The 17931-nt window shown below is 68.0% G+C and carries 10 protein-coding genes and 2 rRNA genes; 1 reads left to right on the plus strand and 11 read right to left on the minus strand.

The window, feature by feature from the left end:
- Nucleotides 1–28: 28 nt before the first annotated feature.
- The 11 genes from ACFCLZ_RS13980 to ACFCLZ_RS14030 all read right to left on the minus strand — a co-directional run bounded on the left by ACFCLZ_RS13980 (nt 29) and on the right by ACFCLZ_RS14030 (nt 15915).
- A 23S ribosomal RNA gene (locus ACFCLZ_RS13980) occupies nt 29–3149 on the minus strand.
- Between the two features lie 255 nt (nt 3150–3404).
- Nucleotides 3405–4928 (minus strand): 16S ribosomal RNA (locus tag ACFCLZ_RS13985).
- Together the 16S and 23S rRNA genes form the textbook arrangement of a ribosomal RNA operon.
- 613 nt (nt 4929–5541) lie before the next feature.
- The gene (locus ACFCLZ_RS13990) at nt 5542–7065 is read right to left on the minus strand and encodes a CoA-acylating methylmalonate-semialdehyde dehydrogenase (RefSeq protein WP_380285224.1); all 1524 of its coding nucleotides are present in this window, start codon (nt 7063–7065) and stop codon (nt 5542–5544) included.
- Between the two features lie 231 nt (nt 7066–7296).
- Nucleotides 7297–8061 (minus strand): hypothetical protein, encoded by a 765-nt coding sequence (locus tag ACFCLZ_RS13995; protein WP_380285225.1) that lies wholly within the window; start codon nt 8059–8061, stop codon nt 7297–7299.
- Nucleotides 8062–8132: 71 nt separating this feature from the next.
- Nucleotides 8133–8564, minus strand: coding sequence for a hypothetical protein (locus ACFCLZ_RS14000; protein ID WP_380285226.1), 432 nt, complete (start codon nt 8562–8564; stop codon nt 8133–8135).
- A 147-nt stretch (nt 8565–8711) separates the two neighbouring features.
- Complete coding sequence (locus ACFCLZ_RS14005; protein ID WP_380285227.1) at nt 8712–10106, minus strand: NAD(P)/FAD-dependent oxidoreductase; 1395 nt, start codon at nt 10104–10106, stop codon at nt 8712–8714.
- A 77-nt stretch (nt 10107–10183) separates the two neighbouring features.
- Nucleotides 10184–10987 (minus strand): ABC transporter permease, encoded by an 804-nt coding sequence (locus ACFCLZ_RS14010; RefSeq protein ID WP_380285228.1) that lies wholly within the window; start codon nt 10985–10987, stop codon nt 10184–10186.
- The gene (locus tag ACFCLZ_RS14015; RefSeq protein WP_380285229.1) at nt 10987–11916 is read right to left on the minus strand and encodes an ABC transporter permease; all 930 of its coding nucleotides are present in this window, start codon (nt 11914–11916) and stop codon (nt 10987–10989) included. Before ACFCLZ_RS14015 ends, ACFCLZ_RS14010 begins: the two co-directional genes overlap by 1 nt.
- A complete protein-coding gene (locus ACFCLZ_RS14020) occupies nt 11913–13055 on the minus strand; it encodes an ABC transporter ATP-binding protein (protein ID WP_380285230.1) in 1143 nt (380 codons plus the stop codon). Before ACFCLZ_RS14020 ends, ACFCLZ_RS14015 begins: the two co-directional genes overlap by 4 nt.
- Nucleotides 13056–13096: 41 nt before the next feature.
- Complete coding sequence (locus ACFCLZ_RS14025) at nt 13097–14353, minus strand: PotD/PotF family extracellular solute-binding protein (protein WP_380285231.1); 1257 nt, start codon at nt 14351–14353, stop codon at nt 13097–13099.
- Between the two features lie 50 nt (nt 14354–14403).
- Nucleotides 14404–15915, minus strand: a complete 1512-nt coding sequence (locus tag ACFCLZ_RS14030; RefSeq protein WP_380285232.1) for a gamma-aminobutyraldehyde dehydrogenase — start codon at nt 15913–15915, stop codon at nt 14404–14406.
- A gap of 346 nt (nt 15916–16261) precedes the next feature.
- On the opposite strand from ACFCLZ_RS14030, the gene ACFCLZ_RS14035 reads away from it, so the two are divergent.
- A complete protein-coding gene (locus ACFCLZ_RS14035; protein ID WP_380285233.1) occupies nt 16262–17911 on the plus strand; it encodes a PucR family transcriptional regulator in 1650 nt (549 codons plus the stop codon).
- The last annotated feature ends 20 nt before the right edge of the window (nt 17912–17931 follow it).

Genomic DNA, 17931 nt, shown 5'->3' on the forward strand with positions numbered 1-17931 from the left:
CAGAACAACACAGTGGACGCGAGCAACTGAGGACAAGCCCTCGGCCTATTAGTACCGGTCAACTCCACCCCTCACAGGGCTTCCATATCCGGCCTATCAACCCAGTCGTCTACTGGGAGCCTTACCCTCTCAAGGAGGTGGGAGTGCTCATCTCGAAGCAGGCTTCCCGCTTAGATGCTTTCAGCGGTTATCCCTCCCGAACGTAGCCAACCAGCCATGCCCTTGGCAGAACAACTGGCACACCAGAGGTTCGTCCGTCCCGGTCCTCTCGTACTAGGGACAGCCCTTCTCAACACTCCTACGCGCACAGCGGATAGGGACCGAACTGTCTCACGACGTTCTAAACCCAGCTCGCGTACCGCTTTAATGGGCGAACAGCCCAACCCTTGGGACCTACTCCAGCCCCAGGATGCGACGAGCCGACATCGAGGTGCCAAACCATCCCGTCGATATGGACTCTTGGGGAAGATCAGCCTGTTATCCCCGGGGTACCTTTTATCCGTTGAGCGACGGCGCTTCCACAAGCCACCGCCGGATCACTAGTCCCTACTTTCGTACCTGCTCGACCCGTCAGTCTCACAGTCAAGCTCCCTTGTGCACTTACACTCAACACCTGATTGCCAACCAGGCTGAGGGAACCTTTGGGCGCCTCCGTTACTCTTTAGGAGGCAACCGCCCCAGTTAAACTACCCACCAGACACTGTCCCTGATCCGGATCACGGACCCAGGTTAGACATCCAGCACGACCAGAGTGGTATTTCAACGACGACTCCACCATGACTGGCGTCACGGCTTCAAAGTCTCCCACCTATCCTACACAAGCCGAACCGAACACCAATATCAAGCTATAGTAAAGGTCCCGGGGTCTTTCCGTCCTGCTGCGCGAAACGAGCATCTTTACTCGTAATGCAATTTCACCGGGCCTATGGTTGAGACAGTCGAGAAGTCGTTACGCCATTCGTGCAGGTCGGAACTTACCCGACAAGGAATTTCGCTACCTTAGGATGGTTATAGTTACCACCGCCGTTTACTGGCGCTTAAGTTCTCAGCTTCGCCCCACCGAAATGGAGCTAACCGGTCCCCTTAACGTTCCAGCACCGGGCAGGCGTCAGTCCGTATACATCGCCTTACGGCTTCGCACGGACCTGTGTTTTTAGTAAACAGTCGCTTCTCGCTGGTCTCTGCGGCCACCCCCAGCTCGGAGTGCAAGACTCGTCACCAGGAATGGCCCCCCTTCTCCCGAAGTTACGGGGGCATTTTGCCGAGTTCCTTAACCATAGTTCACCCGAACGCCTCGGTATTCTCTACCTGACCACCTGAGTCGGTTTGGGGTACGGGCCGCCATGAAACTCGCTAGAGGCTTTTCTCGACAGCATAGGATCATCCACTTCACCACAATCGGCTCGGCATCAGGTCTCAGACTATGTGTTGCGCGGATTTGCCTACGCAACGTCCTACACCCTTACCCCGGGACAACCACCGCCCGGGCTGGACTACCTTCCTGCGTCACCCCATCGCTCACCTAATACGAGGTTGGATCGCCGGCTCCACCACGTCCCTTTGTCCGAAGACTCCGGGCCGGTTTCACGGGCTTAGCATCACTCGGTTCAGCGTTGGCGCTTCAAAGCGGGTACGGGAATATCAACCCGTTGTCCATCGACTACGCCTGTCGGCCTCGCCTTAGGTCCCGACTTACCCTGGGCAGATCAGCTTGACCCAGGAACCCTTGGTCAATCGGCGCAAGAGTTTCCCACTCTTGTATCGCTACTCATGCCTGCATTCTCACTCGTATACCGTCCACGACTGGTTTCCACCGCCGCTTCACCCGGCACACGACGCTCCCCTACCCATCACAGCAGGCGTTGGCCCTTCATGCTGCAATGACACGACTTCGGTGATGTGCTTGAGCCCCGCTACATTGTCGGCGCGGAATCACTTGACCAGTGAGCTATTACGCACTCTTTCAAGGGTGGCTGCTTCTAAGCCAACCTCCTGGTTGTCTCTGCGACTCCACATCCTTTCCCACTTAGCACACGCTTAGGGACCTTAGTCGGTGTTCTGGGCTGTTTCCCTCTCGACCATGGAGCTTATCCCCCACAGTCTCACTGCCACGCTCTCACTTACCGGCATTCGGAGTTTGGCTAAGGTCAGTAACCCGGTGAGGCCCATCGCCTATCCAGTGCTCTACCTCCGGCAAGAAACACGTGACGCTGCACCTAAATGCATTTCGGGGAGAACCAGCTATCACGGAGTTTGATTGGCCTTTCACCCCTAACCACAGGTCATCCCCCAGGTTTTCAACCCTGGTGGGTTCGGTCCTCCACGAAGTCTTACCTCCGCTTCAACCTGCCCATGGCTAGATCACTCCGCTTCGGGTCTTGGGCATGCAACTCAAACGCCCTATTCGGACTCGCTTTCGCTACGGCTACCCCACACGGGTTAACCTCGCTACACACCGCAAACTCGCAGGCTCATTCTTCAAAAGGCACGCAGTCACGGCCCACCAGCAAGCTGATGAACGACGCTCCCACGGCTTGTAGGCACACGGTTTCAGGTACTATTTCACTCCGCTCCCGCGGTACTTTTCACCATTCCCTCACGGTACTATCCGCTATCGGTCACCAGGGAATATTTAGGCTTAGCGGGTGGTCCCGCCAGATTCACACGGGATTTCTCGGGCCCCGTGCTACTTGGGAGTTCTTCAAACGAGCCGTACAGATTTCGCCTACGGGGGTCTTACCCTCTACGCCGGACCTTTCGCATGTCCTTCGACTATCCATACGGTTTCTGACTCGCCGACCGGCCGGCAGACCGATCAAGAAAAATCCCACGACCCCATCAGCGCAACCCCTGCCGGGTCTCACACGCTCATGGTTTAGCCTCATCCGGTTTCGCTCGCCACTACTCCCGGAATCACGGTTGTTTTCTCTTCCTGCGGGTACTGAGATGTTTCACTTCCCCGCGTTCCCTCCACATACCCTATGTGTTCAGGTATGGGTGACAGCCCATGACGACTGCCGGGTTTCCCCATTCGGAAACCCCCGGATCAAAGCCTGGTTGACGGCTCCCCGGGGACTATCGTGGCCTCCCACGTCCTTCATCGGTTCCTGGTGCCAAGGCATCCACCGTGCGCCCTTAAAAACTTGGCCACAGATGCTCGCGTCCACTGTGCAGTTCTCAAACAACGACCAGACACCCACCTCAACAAGCATGGGACCGGCATCACTGAGGTACGTTTCCGTTCCCTCAGGACCCAACAACGTGCCCGACACACCAGACAGTGAACTGTTTTCCACGCCGAAGCAGTACTAACAGGACCCAAGCCCAGTGTGCCGAATAGTCAACGTTCCACCCATGAGCAACCGTGCAGGACATTCGCCTGCAACCGGCATATTGCTCCTTAGAAAGGAGGTGATCCAGCCGCACCTTCCGGTACGGCTACCTTGTTACGACTTCGTCCCAATCGCTGGTCCCACCTTCGACGGCTCCTCCCCTTACGGGTTAGGCCACCGGCTTCGGGTGTTACCGACTTTCGTGACGTGACGGGCGGTGTGTACAAGGCCCGGGAACGTATTCACCGCAGCATGCTGATCTGCGATTACTAGCAACTCCAACTTCATGGGGTCGAGTTGCAGACCCCAATCCGAACTGAGGCCGGCTTTTTGGGATTCGCTCCGCCTCACGGCATCGCAGCCCTTTGTACCGACCATTGTAGCACGTGTGCAGCCCAAGACATAAGGGGCATGATGATTTGACGTCGTCCCCACCTTCCTCCGAGTTGACCCCGGCAGTCTCCTGTGAGTCCCCATCACCCCGAAAGGCATGCTGGCAACACAGAACAAGGGTTGCGCTCGTTGCGGGACTTAACCCAACATCTCACGACACGAGCTGACGACAACCATGCACCACCTGTATACCGACCACAAGGGGGCGACTATCTCTAGCCGTTTCCGGTATATGTCAAGCCTTGGTAAGGTTCTTCGCGTTGCGTCGAATTAAGCCACATGCTCCGCTGCTTGTGCGGGCCCCCGTCAATTCCTTTGAGTTTTAGCCTTGCGGCCGTACTCCCCAGGCGGGGAACTTAATGCGTTAGCTGCGGCACCGACGACGTGGAATGTCGCCAACACCTAGTTCCCAACGTTTACGGCGTGGACTACCAGGGTATCTAATCCTGTTCGCTCCCCACGCTTTCGCTCCTCAGCGTCAGTAATGGCCCAGAGATCCGCCTTCGCCACCGGTGTTCCTCCTGATATCTGCGCATTTCACCGCTACACCAGGAATTCCGATCTCCCCTACCACACTCTAGCCTGCCCGTATCGAATGCAGACCCGGGGTTAAGCCCCGGGCTTTCACATCCGACGCGACAGGCCGCCTACGAGCTCTTTACGCCCAATAATTCCGGACAACGCTCGCACCCTACGTATTACCGCGGCTGCTGGCACGTAGTTAGCCGGTGCTTCTTCTGCAGGTACCGTCACTTGCGCTTCTTCCCTGCTGAAAGAGGTTTACAACCCGAAGGCCGTCATCCCTCACGCGGCGTCGCTGCATCAGGCTTTCGCCCATTGTGCAATATTCCCCACTGCTGCCTCCCGTAGGAGTCTGGGCCGTGTCTCAGTCCCAGTGTGGCCGGTCGCCCTCTCAGGCCGGCTACCCGTCGTCGCCTTGGTAGGCCATTACCCCACCAACAAGCTGATAGGCCGCGGGCTCATCCTGCACCGCCGGAGCTTTACACCCAGGACCATGCGGTCCCAGGTCATATCCGGTATTAGACCCCGTTTCCAGGGCTTGTCCCAGAGTGCAGGGCAGATTGCCCACGTGTTACTCACCCGTTCGCCACTGATCCACCCCGAAGGGCTTCACCGTTCGACTTGCATGTGTTAAGCACGCCGCCAGCGTTCGTCCTGAGCCAGGATCAAACTCTCCGTGAATGATTACCCGTAATCGGGTTCACACCCGCGTTGAGCGGCACGGCAACCACCGGAATTAGGCGGCCCCGCGCACTGCGTCCTCGCTAGTGTTATTTCAAAAGGAATCTCCAACCCCAGAGAATCTGAGGCCGGGGATGTCAACATATCTGGCGTTGACTTTTGGCACGCTGTTGAGTTCTCAAGGAACGGACGCTTCCATCAGGCGGCTTTCACACCGGCCCTCCGGGCGCTTCGTTCTTTCGTGTTTCCAGCTTACCAGATGTTTTCCGTGCCGTTCCCGGCGCTTCCTTCATCCAACTCGCTGGCGTCTTCTGCGGCTTGACGCCCCGTCCGACGTTTCAAACTCTAGCCGATCCCCGCTCCGAAAAGCGAATCCGGCCGCAATCCCCAGAAATGCACACGCCGAATAAACCCCATGCCGGGGAGGCGTTGGTATTTCCAGAGGATTGGCCGCTCCGGGACCGTCCGCGCCAGTGCGTGTCCGGTGCTCCCTGCCGAGCGACTAGGGAACACTACGCCCGTTCTCGGCCGAAGGCAAACACCGGGCGAACACCCGGACACGCCGCAGGCCGGCCCGCACACCTGCGGGCCGGCCTGGGGTGGTGGTGCGGACTCAGCTGTTGGTCGGGAAGCCGAGGTTGATGCCGCCGTGCGACGGGTCCAGCCAGCGCTGGGTGACGGCCTTGCCGCGGGTGAAGAACTGCACGCCGTCCTGGCCGTACGCGTGGGCGTCGCCGAACAGCGAGGCCTTCCAGCCGCCGAAGGAGTAGTAGGCGACCGGAACCGGGATCGGCACGTTGATGCCGACCATGCCGACCTCGACCTCGTACTGGAAGCGCCGGGCCGCGCCGCCGTCGTTGGTGAAGATGGCGGTGCCGTTGCCGTACGGGTTGGCGTTGATGAGGGCGAGGCCCTCCTCGTAGGAGGCGACCCGCACCACGGAGAGGATCGGGCCGAAGATCTCGTCGGTGTAGACGGACATGCCGGGCTTCACGTGGTCGAACAGCGTGGGGCCGAGCCAGAAGCCGTCCGCGGTCGGGGTGCCGTCGCGGTCCTCGGCGGTGACCGGATGCTTGCGGCCGTCGACGGCCAGCTCGGCGCCGTCGGCGAGGCCGGACTCCACGTAGGAGGTGACCTTGTCCCGGTGCTGGCCGGTGACCAGCGGGCCCATCTCGGACTCGCCGTTGCAGCCGGGGCCGACGGTGAGGGTGGCCACCCGCTGCTTGATCTTCTCGACCAGCTCGTCGCCGATCGGGTCGACGGCGACCAGGACGGAGACGGCCATGCAGCGCTCGCCGGCCGCGCCGAAGCCGGCGTTGACGGCGGCGTCGGCGCTCAGGTCGAGGTCGGCGTCGGGCAGGACCAGCATGTGGTTCTTGGCCCCGCCGAGGGCCTGGACGCGCTTGCCGTAGCGGGTGCCGGTCTCGTAGACGTAGCGGGCGATCGGGGTGGAGCCGACGAAGCTGACCGACTTGATGTCGGGGTGCTCCAGCAGGCGGTCCACCGCGACCTTGTCCCCGTGCACGACGTTGAAGACGCCGTCGGGCAGGCCGGCCTCCTTCCACAGCTCGGCGAGGAAGTTGGCGGCGGACGGGTCCTTCTCGGACGGCTTGACGACCACGGTGTTGCCGGCCGCGATGGCGATCGGGAAGAACCACATCGGCACCATGGCCGGGAAGTTGAACGGCGAGATGATCGCGACCGGGCCGAGCGGCTGGCGGATCGAGTAGACGTCGATGCCGGTCGAGGCCTGCTCGGTGAAGCCGCCCTTGAGCAGCTGCGGGATGCCACAGGCGTACTCGACGACCTCGAGGCCTCGGGCGATCTCGCCGAGCGCGTCCGAGTGCACCTTGCCGTGCTCGGCGACGATGATCGCCGCCAGCTCGTCCTTGCGGGCGTTGAGCAGCTCGCGGAAGGAGAAGAGCACGGTGGCACGCTTGGCGACCGAGGCGGTGCGCCACTCGGCGAAGGCGGAGGCGGCCGCGGCGACCGCCTGGTCGACCTCCACGACCTCCGCGAAGTCGACCTGGCCCGTGACCTGGCCGGTGGCCGGGTCGAAGATGTCACCGCGGCGGGGCGCGGCACCGGCGGTGGCGACCGGGCGGCCGCCGATCCAGTGGGTGATGTGCTTGCTCAAGGTCCGTCTGCCTCCGAAGTCGGGGCGGCCTGACGCCACCGGTCCCTGGTGTCGCGCCGCCCGTACGGGACGGGGCAGCGGGGTCACGGCGGGGCTACCGCGCTCACCGTCCAGTCTGCTGGCCGGTCCGGGCGGTCTCAACGAACAGGCTGACGGGGATCAGGGATTCAGCCTTACAGGTCGTCGGCCGGGTCCGCCCTCCCGGGTGAACCCACCGTGGGCGGGGACGGCTCAGGCGTCCTCCTGGTCCTCCAGATAGGGGTCGTGCAGACCGTCCGCCGCCTCCTGGGTCTCCAGCAGGTCCAGCCGCAGGTCCTGGGCCCAGGCCAGTGCCCACCGCTTCAGCTCGTCGACGTCCCCGGCGGGCAGGCCGCGGGCCCGGAACCGGCCGTCGGCGGCCTCGGCCAGCGTCTCCAGCCGCTCGGCGAGCGCGGTGGGCTGGAAGTCGGCGTCCAGCCCGGTGGCCAGCGCGAGGAGTTCGCCCTCGCGGTAGCAGGCGGTGAGCGCGTGCACGTCGATGAGGTCGCGGGGCAGCGCGCGGTCGACGAGCAGCGCGGTGGTGAGGGCGGCGGCGTCCTCCAGGGCCACGGCGGTCACCGCCAGCGGGGTGCCGGACGGCCCGCCGAGGTCGACCCGGACCGGGCGGTGGCCCAGCGGTTCCTTGCGCAGTTCGACGGTGTGCGCCCGTCCGCCCAGGACGAGCCGGACGGAGAGCTGCTCCAGCCTGGGTGTGCCGGGGCGCTCCGCGACGCCGCCGCCCGCCGTCCGGTAGGCGGTGGTCAGGTCGGCGGCGGCCTGCGGCAGATCGGTGGCGCCGTCGGCGACCAGGGTGAGCCCGTCCTGGTCGCAGGCCGGGACGCCGTGGGCGCGCAGCGCGTGCCCACCGGCGAGGGAGAGCCCGTGCCGGTCGCAGACGGGCCGGGCCAGTTCGGCGAGGCGCAGCTGGGCCTCGCCCGGGTGGAGGGAGGGGCCGACGGCGTCCGGGGCGGTGGTCACCCCTCCAGTCTGGCGCGCCGTCGTCGGCGGCGCGCCCGGCGGACCGGCCCGGACCGGCGCGGACCGGGTGGTCACCAGTCGCCGAGTACGGCGGCCGCCTCGTGCAGGGCGAGCTCCAGGCGGACCGGGTCGTTGAGCCGTCCGGTGCCGTCGGGCGGGACGAGCCAGCGCACCCCCCGGCCGCGGCGGTCGGGGCGCGGGACGACGACCCAGGCGCCCTCCCCCGCGCAGCGCACGCCGGTGCCGATCCAGCGGGCGGCGGTGCCGACGGGCACCAGGAAGCCGATGTGCTCGTCGCCGAAGTCGGCGAGGACCGGCCCGCAGGCGCCGACGCCGAAGAGCTCGAAGGCCGGGCGGCCGAGCCGGCCGGGGACGGAGAGGACGTCCCACCGCCGCCCGGCCGGGAGCAGTACCAGGCCGAGGCCGCTGCGCTCCCACTGCTCCCGGAAGGCCGCCGGGTCGGGTGCGGCCTGGGCCAGCCAGTCCAGTCCGGTGATCTCCATGTGCTGTCCCCGCTCTGCGCGTCGGTGCGTTCGGTGGCGGCGGGACACGCTGAGACCCGCCGTCACCAACGAGAGGCGGACGGCGGGTCTCTCTTACACGGTTCCTTGCACGGTTCGCGCGATCGCCGCACGCGTGGCGGCGGGGGTTCAGCTGTCGAAGCCGAGTCCCATCCGGTCGAGGGTGCGCAGCCAGAGGTTGCGCCGCCCGCCGGTGCGGTCGGCGTGCTCCAGCGAGCGGGTGGTGATCTCGATGCCGGCCCAGCGGACCGGCTCGGGCGGGAACGGCAGCGGCTTGCGGCGGACCATCTCCAGTTCGGTGCGCTCGGTGCGCTCCCCCGCGAGCAGGTCGAGCATGACCTCGGCGCCGAACCGGGTGGCGCCGACGCCGAGGCCGGTGTAGCCGGCGGCGTACGCGACCCGGCCGTGGTGGGCGGTGTCGAAGAAGGCGGAGAACCTGCTGCAGGTGTCGATCGCGCCGCCCCAGGCGTTGGTGAAGCGGATGCCCTCCAGCTGGGGGAAGCACTGGAAGAAGTTCCGCGCCAGGGTGCGGAAGGTCTCCGGTCGCTGGTCGTACTCGTGCCGGACGTGTCCGCCGAAGCGGTAGACGGCGTCGTAGCCGCCCCAGAGGATCCGGTTGTCCGCGGAGAGCCGGAAGTAGTGGAACTTGTTGGCGCTGTCGCTGAGGCCCTGGCGGCCGCGCCAGCCGATGGCCGCGAGCTGCTCGGCGGTGAGCGGCTCGGTCATCAGCGCGTAGTCGTACACCGGGACGATGTACGGGCGGACCCGCTTGAGCAGGGACGGGAAGGCGTTGGTGCCGAGCGCGACCTTGCGGGCGAGGACCCGCCCGTAGGGGGTGCGCACGGCCATGCCGGCGCCGTGCTCGCGCAGGCCGTTCGCCGGGGTGTGCTCGTAGATCCGCACGCCCTGGCCCAGGCAGGCCTGCTTGAGGCCCCAGGCCAGCTTGGCGGGGTGGAGCATGGCCACGCCGTCCTTGTCCCAGATCCCGCCGAGGAAGGTCGGCGAGTCGACCTGGGCACGCAGTTCGTCGCGGTCGAGCACGGTGATGTCGAGGCCGTACCGGGTGACGGCGTCGGCGACCTCCTGGAGTTCGTCGAGCTGGTGCGGCTGGGTGGCGATGTCGATCTCGCCGGTGCGCTCCCACTCGGCGTCGATGCCGTAGCGCTCCAGGGTGGCCCCGATGCCGTCCAGGTTGGCGGCACCGAGGCGCTCCAGCTGTCCGAGTTCGGCGGGCCAGCGCTGCAGGCCGTTGCCGAAGCCGTGGGTCAGGCTGGCCGCGCAGAACCCGCCGTTGCGCCCGGACGCGGCCCACCCCGCCTCCTTGCCCTCGACCAGGACGACGTCCAGCGAGGGGTCGCGCTCCTTGGCGACGAGGGCGGTCCAGAGGCCGGAGTAGCCGCCGCCGACGACCAGCAGGTCGCAGCTGGTGTCGCCGACCAGGGCGGGCAGTGCCGCCGGCCGGCCCGGGTCCTCCAGCCAGAAGGGGGTGGGCCTGGCGTCACTGAGTGCGCGGGCGGAATCCATGCATTATCAGCCACTTTCTACACATTGGTGATGGTCGGCCGCCTCCCGACAGTACGGCGGGCCGGCGGCCGGGTCGGTCAGGCGGTGGCCTTGCGGCGGTTCCCGAGCCATTGACCGGCGACGGTGAGCGCGACGGCGGCGATGAACATCGCGGTGCCGATGACGTTCACCTGGACCGGGATGCCGCGCTGCGAGGCGCCCCAGACGAACATCGGGAAGGTGACCGTGGTCGGGCCCGAGTTGAACTGGGTGATGATGAAGTCGTCGAAGGAGAGCGCGAAGCTGAGCAGCGCGCCGGCCGCGATGCCGGGGGCGGCGAGCGGCAGGGTGACCCGCAGGAAGGTCTGGGTGGGGGTCGCGTAGAGGTCCTGGGCGGCCTGTTCGAGCCTCGGGTCCATGCTCATCACACGGGCCTTGACCGCCGTCACCACGAAGCTGAGGCAGAACATGATGTGCGCGATGAGGATGGTGGTGAAGCCGAACGGGATGCGCATGTTGAGGAAGAGGGTGCCCAGCGAGGCGGCCATCACGACCTCGGGCATCGCCATCGGCAGGAAGATCATCGCACTGGTGGCGGCCTTGCCGCGGAAGCGGTAGCGGGCCAGGGCGAAGGCGACCATGGTGCCGAGGACGGTGGCGCCGATGGTGGCGGCGACCGCGATCCGCAGGCTGAGCGAGAGCGACTGGCACATGTCGGCCACGCCGCAGGGGTCGGTCCAGGCGTCGGTGGAGAACTCGTTCCACTCGTAGTTGAACTTGCCGACCGGCTTGTTGAAGGAGAAGGCGAGCACGACGAGGTTGGGGAGCACCAGGTAGCCGAGGGCCAGCAGGCCTGCCAGCACCACCAGGTTGCGTCGCACCCAGGCGATCACTCGGGACATCAGACCAGTTCCTCCGTCCCGGCCTTGCGCATGTAGACCGTCACGATGCCCAGGATCAGGGCCATCAGGATGAAGCTCAGCGCGGCCGCGGTGGGGTAGTCGAGCACGTTCAGGAACTGCTTCTGGATGCCGTTGCCGACCATCTGCTCGCTCGGCGAGCCCAGCAGCTGGGCGTTGATGTAGTCGCCGGAGGCGGGGATGAAGGTGAGCAGGGTGCCGGCGACCACGCCGGGCAGCGAGATCGGGAAGGTCACCTTGCGGAAGGTGGTGAACGGGCGGGCGTAGAGGTCGCCGGCGGCCTCGTGCAGGCGCGGGTCGATCCGCTCCAGCGAGGTGTACAGCGGCAGGATCATGAACGGCAGGAAGTTGTAGGTGAGGCCGCAGACCACGGCGAGCGGGGTGGCGAGCACCCGGTCCCCCTCGGTGAGGCCGAGGGCGGCCGTGACGTCCAGGACGTGCAGGGCGTCGAGCGCGCCGACCACCGGGCCGCCGTCCGAGAGGATGGTCTTCCAGGCGAGGGTGCGGATCAGGAAGCTGGTGAAGAACGGCGCGATGACCAGGATCAGCATGACGTTGCGCCAGCGCCGGTTCACCTTGAAGGCGATGGTGTAGGCGAGCGGGTAGCCGATGGCGATGCAGAGCACGGTCGCGGTGGCGGCGTAGCCGAACGAGCGGACGAAGTGCCACTTGTACTCGACCAGGGCGTCCCAGTAGGTGGCGAGGTGCCAGGTGACGCGGAAGCCGTCCTCCAGCGAGCCGGTCTGCAGCGAGGTGGAGGCCTGGTAGACCATCGGCACCGCGAAGAAGACGACCAGCCAGGCGATGCCGGGCAGCAGCAGCCAGTACGGGGTGAGCCGGCGCCGGGGCCTGGGGGCGGCCGCGGGCAGGGGGACGACCTGCGGCGGCGAGGCCGGGGTGGTGGTGGTCATGCCGCGTCCTCCCCGGTGCCCGCGTCGATCGCCTGGGCGGCGTCCAGGGCGAAGGAGTGGGCCGGGTTCCAATGCAGGACGACCGGGGCGCCGGGGACGATCCGGGCGTCGCGCTCCATGTTCTGCTCGAAGACGGTGACCTCCTGGCCGCCGTCGGTGCGGACCAGGTACTGGGTGGAGACGCCGATGAAGCTGGAGTCGACGACGGTGCCGGCGAGCCGGTTGCGGCTGTCGGCGACCTCGGCGGAGCCGTGCTCGATGGTGATCTTCTCCGGCCGCACGCCGAGGTGGACCCGGGTGGCGCCGGTGGCGCAGCGGGCCCTGGGGACGGTGAGCCGGGTGCCGGCGGCGGTGAGCAGCAGTTCCTCGCCGGCGCCGCCGGTGACCTCGGCGGCGAGCAGGTTGGACTGGCCGAGGAAGTTGGCCACGAAGGTGGTGGCGGGGTTCTCGTAGAGCTCGGCGGGGGCGCCGAGCTGTTCGACCCGGCCGCCGTTCATCACCGCGATGGTGTCGGCCATGGTCATGGCCTCCTCCTGGTCGTGGGTGACGTGCACGAAGGTGATGCCGACCTCGGTCTGGATCCGCTTGAGCTCCAGCTGCATCTGGCGGCGGAGCTTGAGGTCGAGGGCGCCGAGCGGCTCGTCGAGGAGCAGCACCTGGGGGTGGTTGATGAGCGCGCGGGCGACGGCGACGCGCTGCTGCTGGCCGCCGGAGAGCTGGTGCGGCTTGCGCCGGGCGTACTGGCCGAGCTCGACCAGTTCGAGCATCTCGTCGACCTGCTTCTTGACGTCCTTCCTGCCGCGGCGGCGCAGGCCGAAGGCGACGTTCTCGAAGATGTCGAGGTGCGGGAAGAGCGCGTAGCTCTGGAAGACGGTGTTGACCGGCCGCTTGTACGGGGGGAGCCTCGTGACGTCCTGGCCGCCGATCAGGACGGTGCCGGCGGTGGGCTCCTCCAGGCCGGCGATCATCCGCAGGGTGGTGGTCTTGCCGCAGCCGGAGGCGCCGAGCAGGGCGAAGAAGGAGCCCTGGGGGACGGTCAGGTCCAGCGGGTGGACGGCGGTGAAGGAGCCGTAGGTCTTGCCGATGCCGGTGAGGCGGACGTCGCCGCCGGCGGCCGCGGAGCTCTGCTGCTCTGTCATGGGTGGTGTCTCTCTGGGTTTCTCTACCGACGATGGGGGGGTCAGGCGCCGATGAGCTTGGAGAACTTCTCCTCGAAGTCGCTCTCCTCGGTCTCGGTGAGGGTCCGGAAGACGTGCGCCTTGGCCGCCATCTCGGGGGTGGGGACGACCAGCGGGTTGGCCGCGCTGTCCGGGGCGATGGCGGCCAGTTCCTCCTTCACGCCGGTGACGGCGGAGACGAAGCCGATGCCGGCGGTCAGCTGCGCCGCGATCTTCGGCTGATAGTAGAAGTCGATCAGCTTCTCGGCGTTCGTCTTGTGCTGGGCCTTGGCCGGGACCAGCAGGTTGTCGGTGCTGCTCACGAAGCCCTTCTCGGGAATGGCGAACTCGATGTCGGGGTTGTCGGCGCGCAGCTGGATCAGGTCGCCGCCCCAGGCGACGCAGGCGGCGATGTCGCCGGAGGAGAGCTCCTGGCCGTAGTCGTTGCCGGTGAAGCGGCGGATCTGCTTGTTGTCGACGGCCTTCTGCAGCCGGGCGACGGCCGCCCCGTAGTCGTCGGCGGTGAACTTCGCCGGGTCCTTGCCCATGTCCAGCAGGGTGATGCCGATGCTGTCGCGCATCTCGGAGAGGAAGGTCACCCGGCCCTTGAGGTCGGGGTCCTCCAGCAGCTGGGCGACGCTGGTGACCTCCTTCCCCTTGGTGGCCTTCCGGTTGTAGGCGACGACCACCTGGATGCCGGCCCACGGGTAGCTGTAGAGCCGGCCCGGGTCCCAGTCCGGGGCGCGGAAGCGGGACTCGACGGTGGTGATGGCGGTGGTGACGTTGGCCGGGTTGAGCTTCTGCGCCCAGCCGAGCCGGATCATCCGGGCCGCCATCCAGTCGGTGAGCACCATCAGGTCGCGGCCGGTGTCCTGGCCGGCCGCGAGCTGGGGCTTGACCTTGCCGAAGAACTCGACGTTGTCGTTGACGTCCTCGGTGTACCTGACCTTGATCCCGGTGGCGGCGGTGAAGGCCTCCAGGGTGCCGTGCTTCTCCTTGTCGTTCTCGTCGGTGTCGACGTAGAGCGGCCAGTTGGAGAAGTTCACCTCCCGCTCGCTGTCCGAGAGGTCCTTGGCGGCGTTCGCGGTGGAGTCGCCGGTCCCGTTGACGGTCCTGGCCGGCGGGATGCCGCAGGCGGCCAGTGAGCCCGCGCCGGCGGTGAGGGCGGCGGCACGCAGCACGGCGCGCCGGCTGAGGGCGGCCCGGCCACTGGTCAGACTGCGTTCCCAGGCCTTGCGGACCGGTTCCGACAGTCCGTCGGTGAGCTCGTTGAACGCCATGGGACGGGCCTCCTGGGGGCGAGGGGGGTGTGGGGGACCACCCGGTCCGGTTATCTGTCTCCGAAGACGGTGCGGTGCCAGTCCTTGCGGGCGACCGCGGTGGTGTCGAACATGACGTGCTTGGCCTGGGTGTACTCGTCCAGCGAGTACTGCGACATGTCCTTGCCGTAGCCGGAGGACTTGTAGCCGCCGTGCGGCATCTCGCTGATGATCGGGATGTGGTCGTTGACCCAGACGCAGCCCGCCGCGATCTCGCGGGTGGCGCGCAGCGCGCGGTGCACGTTGCCGGTCCAGGCGGAGGCGGCCAGGCCGTAGGGGGTGTCGTTGGCCAGCCGCAGGCCCTCGTCGTCGCCGTCGAAGGGCAGCACGACCAGGACGGGGCCGAAGATCTCGCCCTGGACGACCTCGCTGTCCTGGGCGGCGCCGGTGATCAGGGTGGGGCGGTAGTAGGCCCCGCGGGTGAGGTCGGTGCCGTCGTGGCCCCGCTCGGGGGCGCCGCCGCCGGTGACCACGGTCGCGTAGCCGCGGGCGCGCTCGACGAAGCCCGCCACCCGGTCGCGGTGGGTGAAGGAGACCAGCGGGCCGAGGTCGGTCCGCGGGTCGAGCGGGTCGCCCAGCCGGATCGCGCCGTACAGCTCGGCCACGCCGGCCACGAAGGCGTCGTAGAGCGGCCGCTGGACGTAGGCGCGGGTGGCCGCGGTGCAGTCCTGGCCGCCGTTGATCAGCGAGGCGGCGACCGCGCCGTGCACGGCGGCGTCCAGGTCGGCGTCGTCGAAGACCACGAACGGTGCCTTGCCGCCGAGCTCCAGGTGGGTGCGCTTGACGGTCGCGGTGGCGAGTTCGGCGACCCGCTTGCCGACCGCGGTGGAGCCGGTGAAGGAGACCATCGCGACGTCCGGGTGCGCGACCAGGTGCTCCCCGGCGCCCCGCCCCGCGCCGGTGACGACGTTGACCACGCCGTCCGGGATGCCGGCCAGGGTGCAGGCCCGGGCGAACATCAGCGAGGTCAGCGGGGTCAGCTCGGCCGGCTTGAGGACGATGGTGTTGCCCGCCGCGATCGCCGGCAGGATCTTCCACGCGGCCATCTGCAGCGGGTAGTTCCACGGCGAGATCGAGCCGACCACGCCGATCGCCTCGCGCCGCACGTACGAGGTGTGGTCGCCCGAGTACTCGCCCGCCGCCTTGCCCTCCAGGTTGCGGGCGGCCCCGGCGAAGAAGGCGGCGTTGTCGATGGTGCCGGGCACGTCGAACTCGGTGGAGAGCTTGACCGGCTTGCCGGTCTGCGCGGTCTCGACCCGGGCGAGGTCGGCGGCCGCGTCGGTGAGGACGGCGGCCAGCCGGGTCAGCGCCTCGGAGCGGGCGCCGGGGGTGGCGCCGGCCCACTCGGGCAGGGCGGCCCGGGCGGCGGCCACGGCCTCGTCGACCTGCTCGGTGGAGGCGAGGGTGACCTCCTCGACCACGCTGCCGTCGGCCGGGTTGACGACCTGGAAGGGGGCGCCGCTCCCCCGGCTCCAGCGGCCCGCGATGTACTGCGCGCCCGCGCCGAAGTCGGTCAGGTCCATGTCTTCCTCCAAGTCCCGGTGGTTCAGGTGCCGCGCGGACGGCCTCGCCCACCCCGCCGTGCTGCACGCGCCGGCGGGCCGAGGGGCCGCACCGGCGCCCGGTGACCGGTGACCGGTCGTCGCGGGGCGCGGGGTGCGGCGCGGGGCATCCGTTCGTCGATCACCGATGATGTCCGGATCTCGCCACAGCCGACCCGCTGACCATGCCCGCTGCCGCCGGGGCGTGACAAGGGTCACTGCGACAACCTCGGCGTGAAGCGCCTTACAGGGTGCAAAGCTTCGGCCAGGGCAACAGGTCGTCGCCGTGATGAATGATTGCCTGACACTCTGAACCCTGGAGGCCGCGATGCTCCCCACCGTCGCCCATGTGCTCGACCTGGAGGTGATGCGCCGCGGCCTGCCCCAGGTGGTGGCCGGCGCCGACCACCTGGAACGCCCGGTCCGCTGGGTGCACGTCAGCGAGCTGCCCGACGTCGCGGGCATGCTGCAGGGCGGCGAGCTGGTGCTGAGCACCGGCATCGCCCTGCCCGAGGACCGCGAGGGCCTGGCCCGGTACGTGCGCGAGCTCGCCGACATCGGGGTGGCCGGGCTGGTCATCGAGTACGGCCGGCGCTACTTCGACACCCTGCCGCGCGCCCTGGTGCACGCCGCCGAGCAGCGCGGCCTGCCGCTGATCGCGCTCCGCCGCGAGCTGCGCTTCGTCGCCGTCACCGAGGCGGTGCACGCCCTGGTGGTCAACGCCCAGCTGGAGCAGCTGCGCACCTCCGAGGCGATCCACCAGGTCTTCAACGAGCTGGTCGTGGAGGGCGCCGAGCCGGCCGAGGTGGTCCGCCAGGTGGCCCGGATCGCGGGCGCCCCGGTCGTCCTGGAGAACCTCGCCCACCAGGTGCTGACGCACGACCCCGCCGGGCGGCCCGAGGCCGAGCTGCTGGAGGACTGGGAGCGCCGCTCGCGCGGGGTCCGCCCGCCCGGGCGCACCGGGCACGACCCGCGCACCGGCTGGCTGGTCACCACGGTCGGCGCCCGCGGCCAGGACTGGGGGCGGCTGGTGCTGGTGCAGGAACCGGGACCGCTGCCGGAGAGCGGCCCGCACCCCTCCACCATGCTGCTGGAGCGCGGCGCCTCCGCGCTGGCGCTCAACCGGCTGGTGGTCCGCGACCGGGAGAGTCTGGAGCGGCAGACCCATCGCACCCTGCTCGCCGGCATCCTCACCCACGCGCTGACCGTCTCCGAGGTCGCGCTGCGCGCCCAGGCGCTCGGCGTCCCGCTGGAGGGACGGCGGCTGGTCGGCGCGGTGCTGCGCCAGCGGCGCGGCCCGATCCCCGCCGCGCTGGAGGCGCAGGCCCGGCTGCGCGACTTCACCGAACTGGCGGCGAGCGCCGTCCGCGCCTGCCGGCTCTCCGCGCTGGTCGGCGCGCTGGACGACGAGGGCGTCGGCGTGCTGATCGCGCTCGGCCCCCAGCAGGACGAGCACGCCGCGCTGGACGCCTTCGCCGCGGCGCTGCGCCGGCTGGCCGCCGAGGCGGCCCGGGACCCCGCCGCGCCGGCGCCGGTGGTCGCGGCCGGCTCCTCGGTCGGCTCGGTCCGCGACGCCCGGCGCACCCTGCTGGAGGCCACCCAGGTCGCCGACGCCGCGCTGCACGACGGACCCGGCGGCCGGACGGCGTCCTACTACCGGCTGCCCGACGTACGACTGCGCGGCCTGCTGCACCTGCTGCGCGACGACGCCCGGCTGCAGACCTACGTGGAACGCGAACTGGGCCCGCTGCTCGCCTTCGACGCCGAGCACAACAGCCAGCTGGTGCAGATGCTGCGGATCTACCTGGAGCAGGGCCGGAACAAGTCCGCGGCCGCGGACGCCGCGCACCTGTCCCGGCCGTCCTTCTACGACCGGCTGCACAAGGTCGAGCGGATCCTCGGGGTCGACCTCGACCAGGTCGAGTCCTGCCTCTCCCTGCACGTCGCCCTGCTCGCGCTGGACGCCGTGCGCCGGTAGCCGCGCCCCGGCGGAGCGCC

Origin of the sequence: Kitasatospora purpeofusca, assembly GCF_042691725.1 — a bacterium.
Taxonomy (GTDB): domain Bacteria; phylum Actinomycetota; class Actinomycetes; order Streptomycetales; family Streptomycetaceae; genus Kitasatospora; species Kitasatospora purpeofusca_B.

Bases quoted from the DNA above. Each gene is read 5' to 3' on its own strand.
- ACFCLZ_RS14025 (WP_380285231.1), bottom strand. From the start codon at position 14,353: ATGGCGTTCAACGAGCTCACCGACGGACTGTCGGAACCGGTCCGCAAG.
- ACFCLZ_RS14020 (WP_380285230.1), bottom strand. From the start codon at position 13,055: ATGACAGAGCAGCAGAGCTCCGCGGCCGCCGGCGGCGACGTCCGCCTC.
- ACFCLZ_RS14030 (WP_380285232.1), bottom strand. From the start codon at position 15,915: ATGGACCTGACCGACTTCGGCGCGGGCGCGCAGTACATCGCGGGCCGC.
- ACFCLZ_RS14000 (WP_380285226.1), bottom strand. From the start codon at position 8,564: ATGGAGATCACCGGACTGGACTGGCTGGCCCAGGCCGCACCCGACCCG.
- ACFCLZ_RS14010 (WP_380285228.1), bottom strand. From the start codon at position 10,987: ATGTCCCGAGTGATCGCCTGGGTGCGACGCAACCTGGTGGTGCTGGCA.
- ACFCLZ_RS14005 (WP_380285227.1), bottom strand. From the start codon at position 10,106: ATGGATTCCGCCCGCGCACTCAGTGACGCCAGGCCCACCCCCTTCTGG.
- ACFCLZ_RS14035 (WP_380285233.1), top strand. From the start codon at position 16,262: ATGCTCCCCACCGTCGCCCATGTGCTCGACCTGGAGGTGATGCGCCGC.
- ACFCLZ_RS14015 (WP_380285229.1), bottom strand. From the start codon at position 11,916: ATGACCACCACCACCCCGGCCTCGCCGCCGCAGGTCGTCCCCCTGCCC.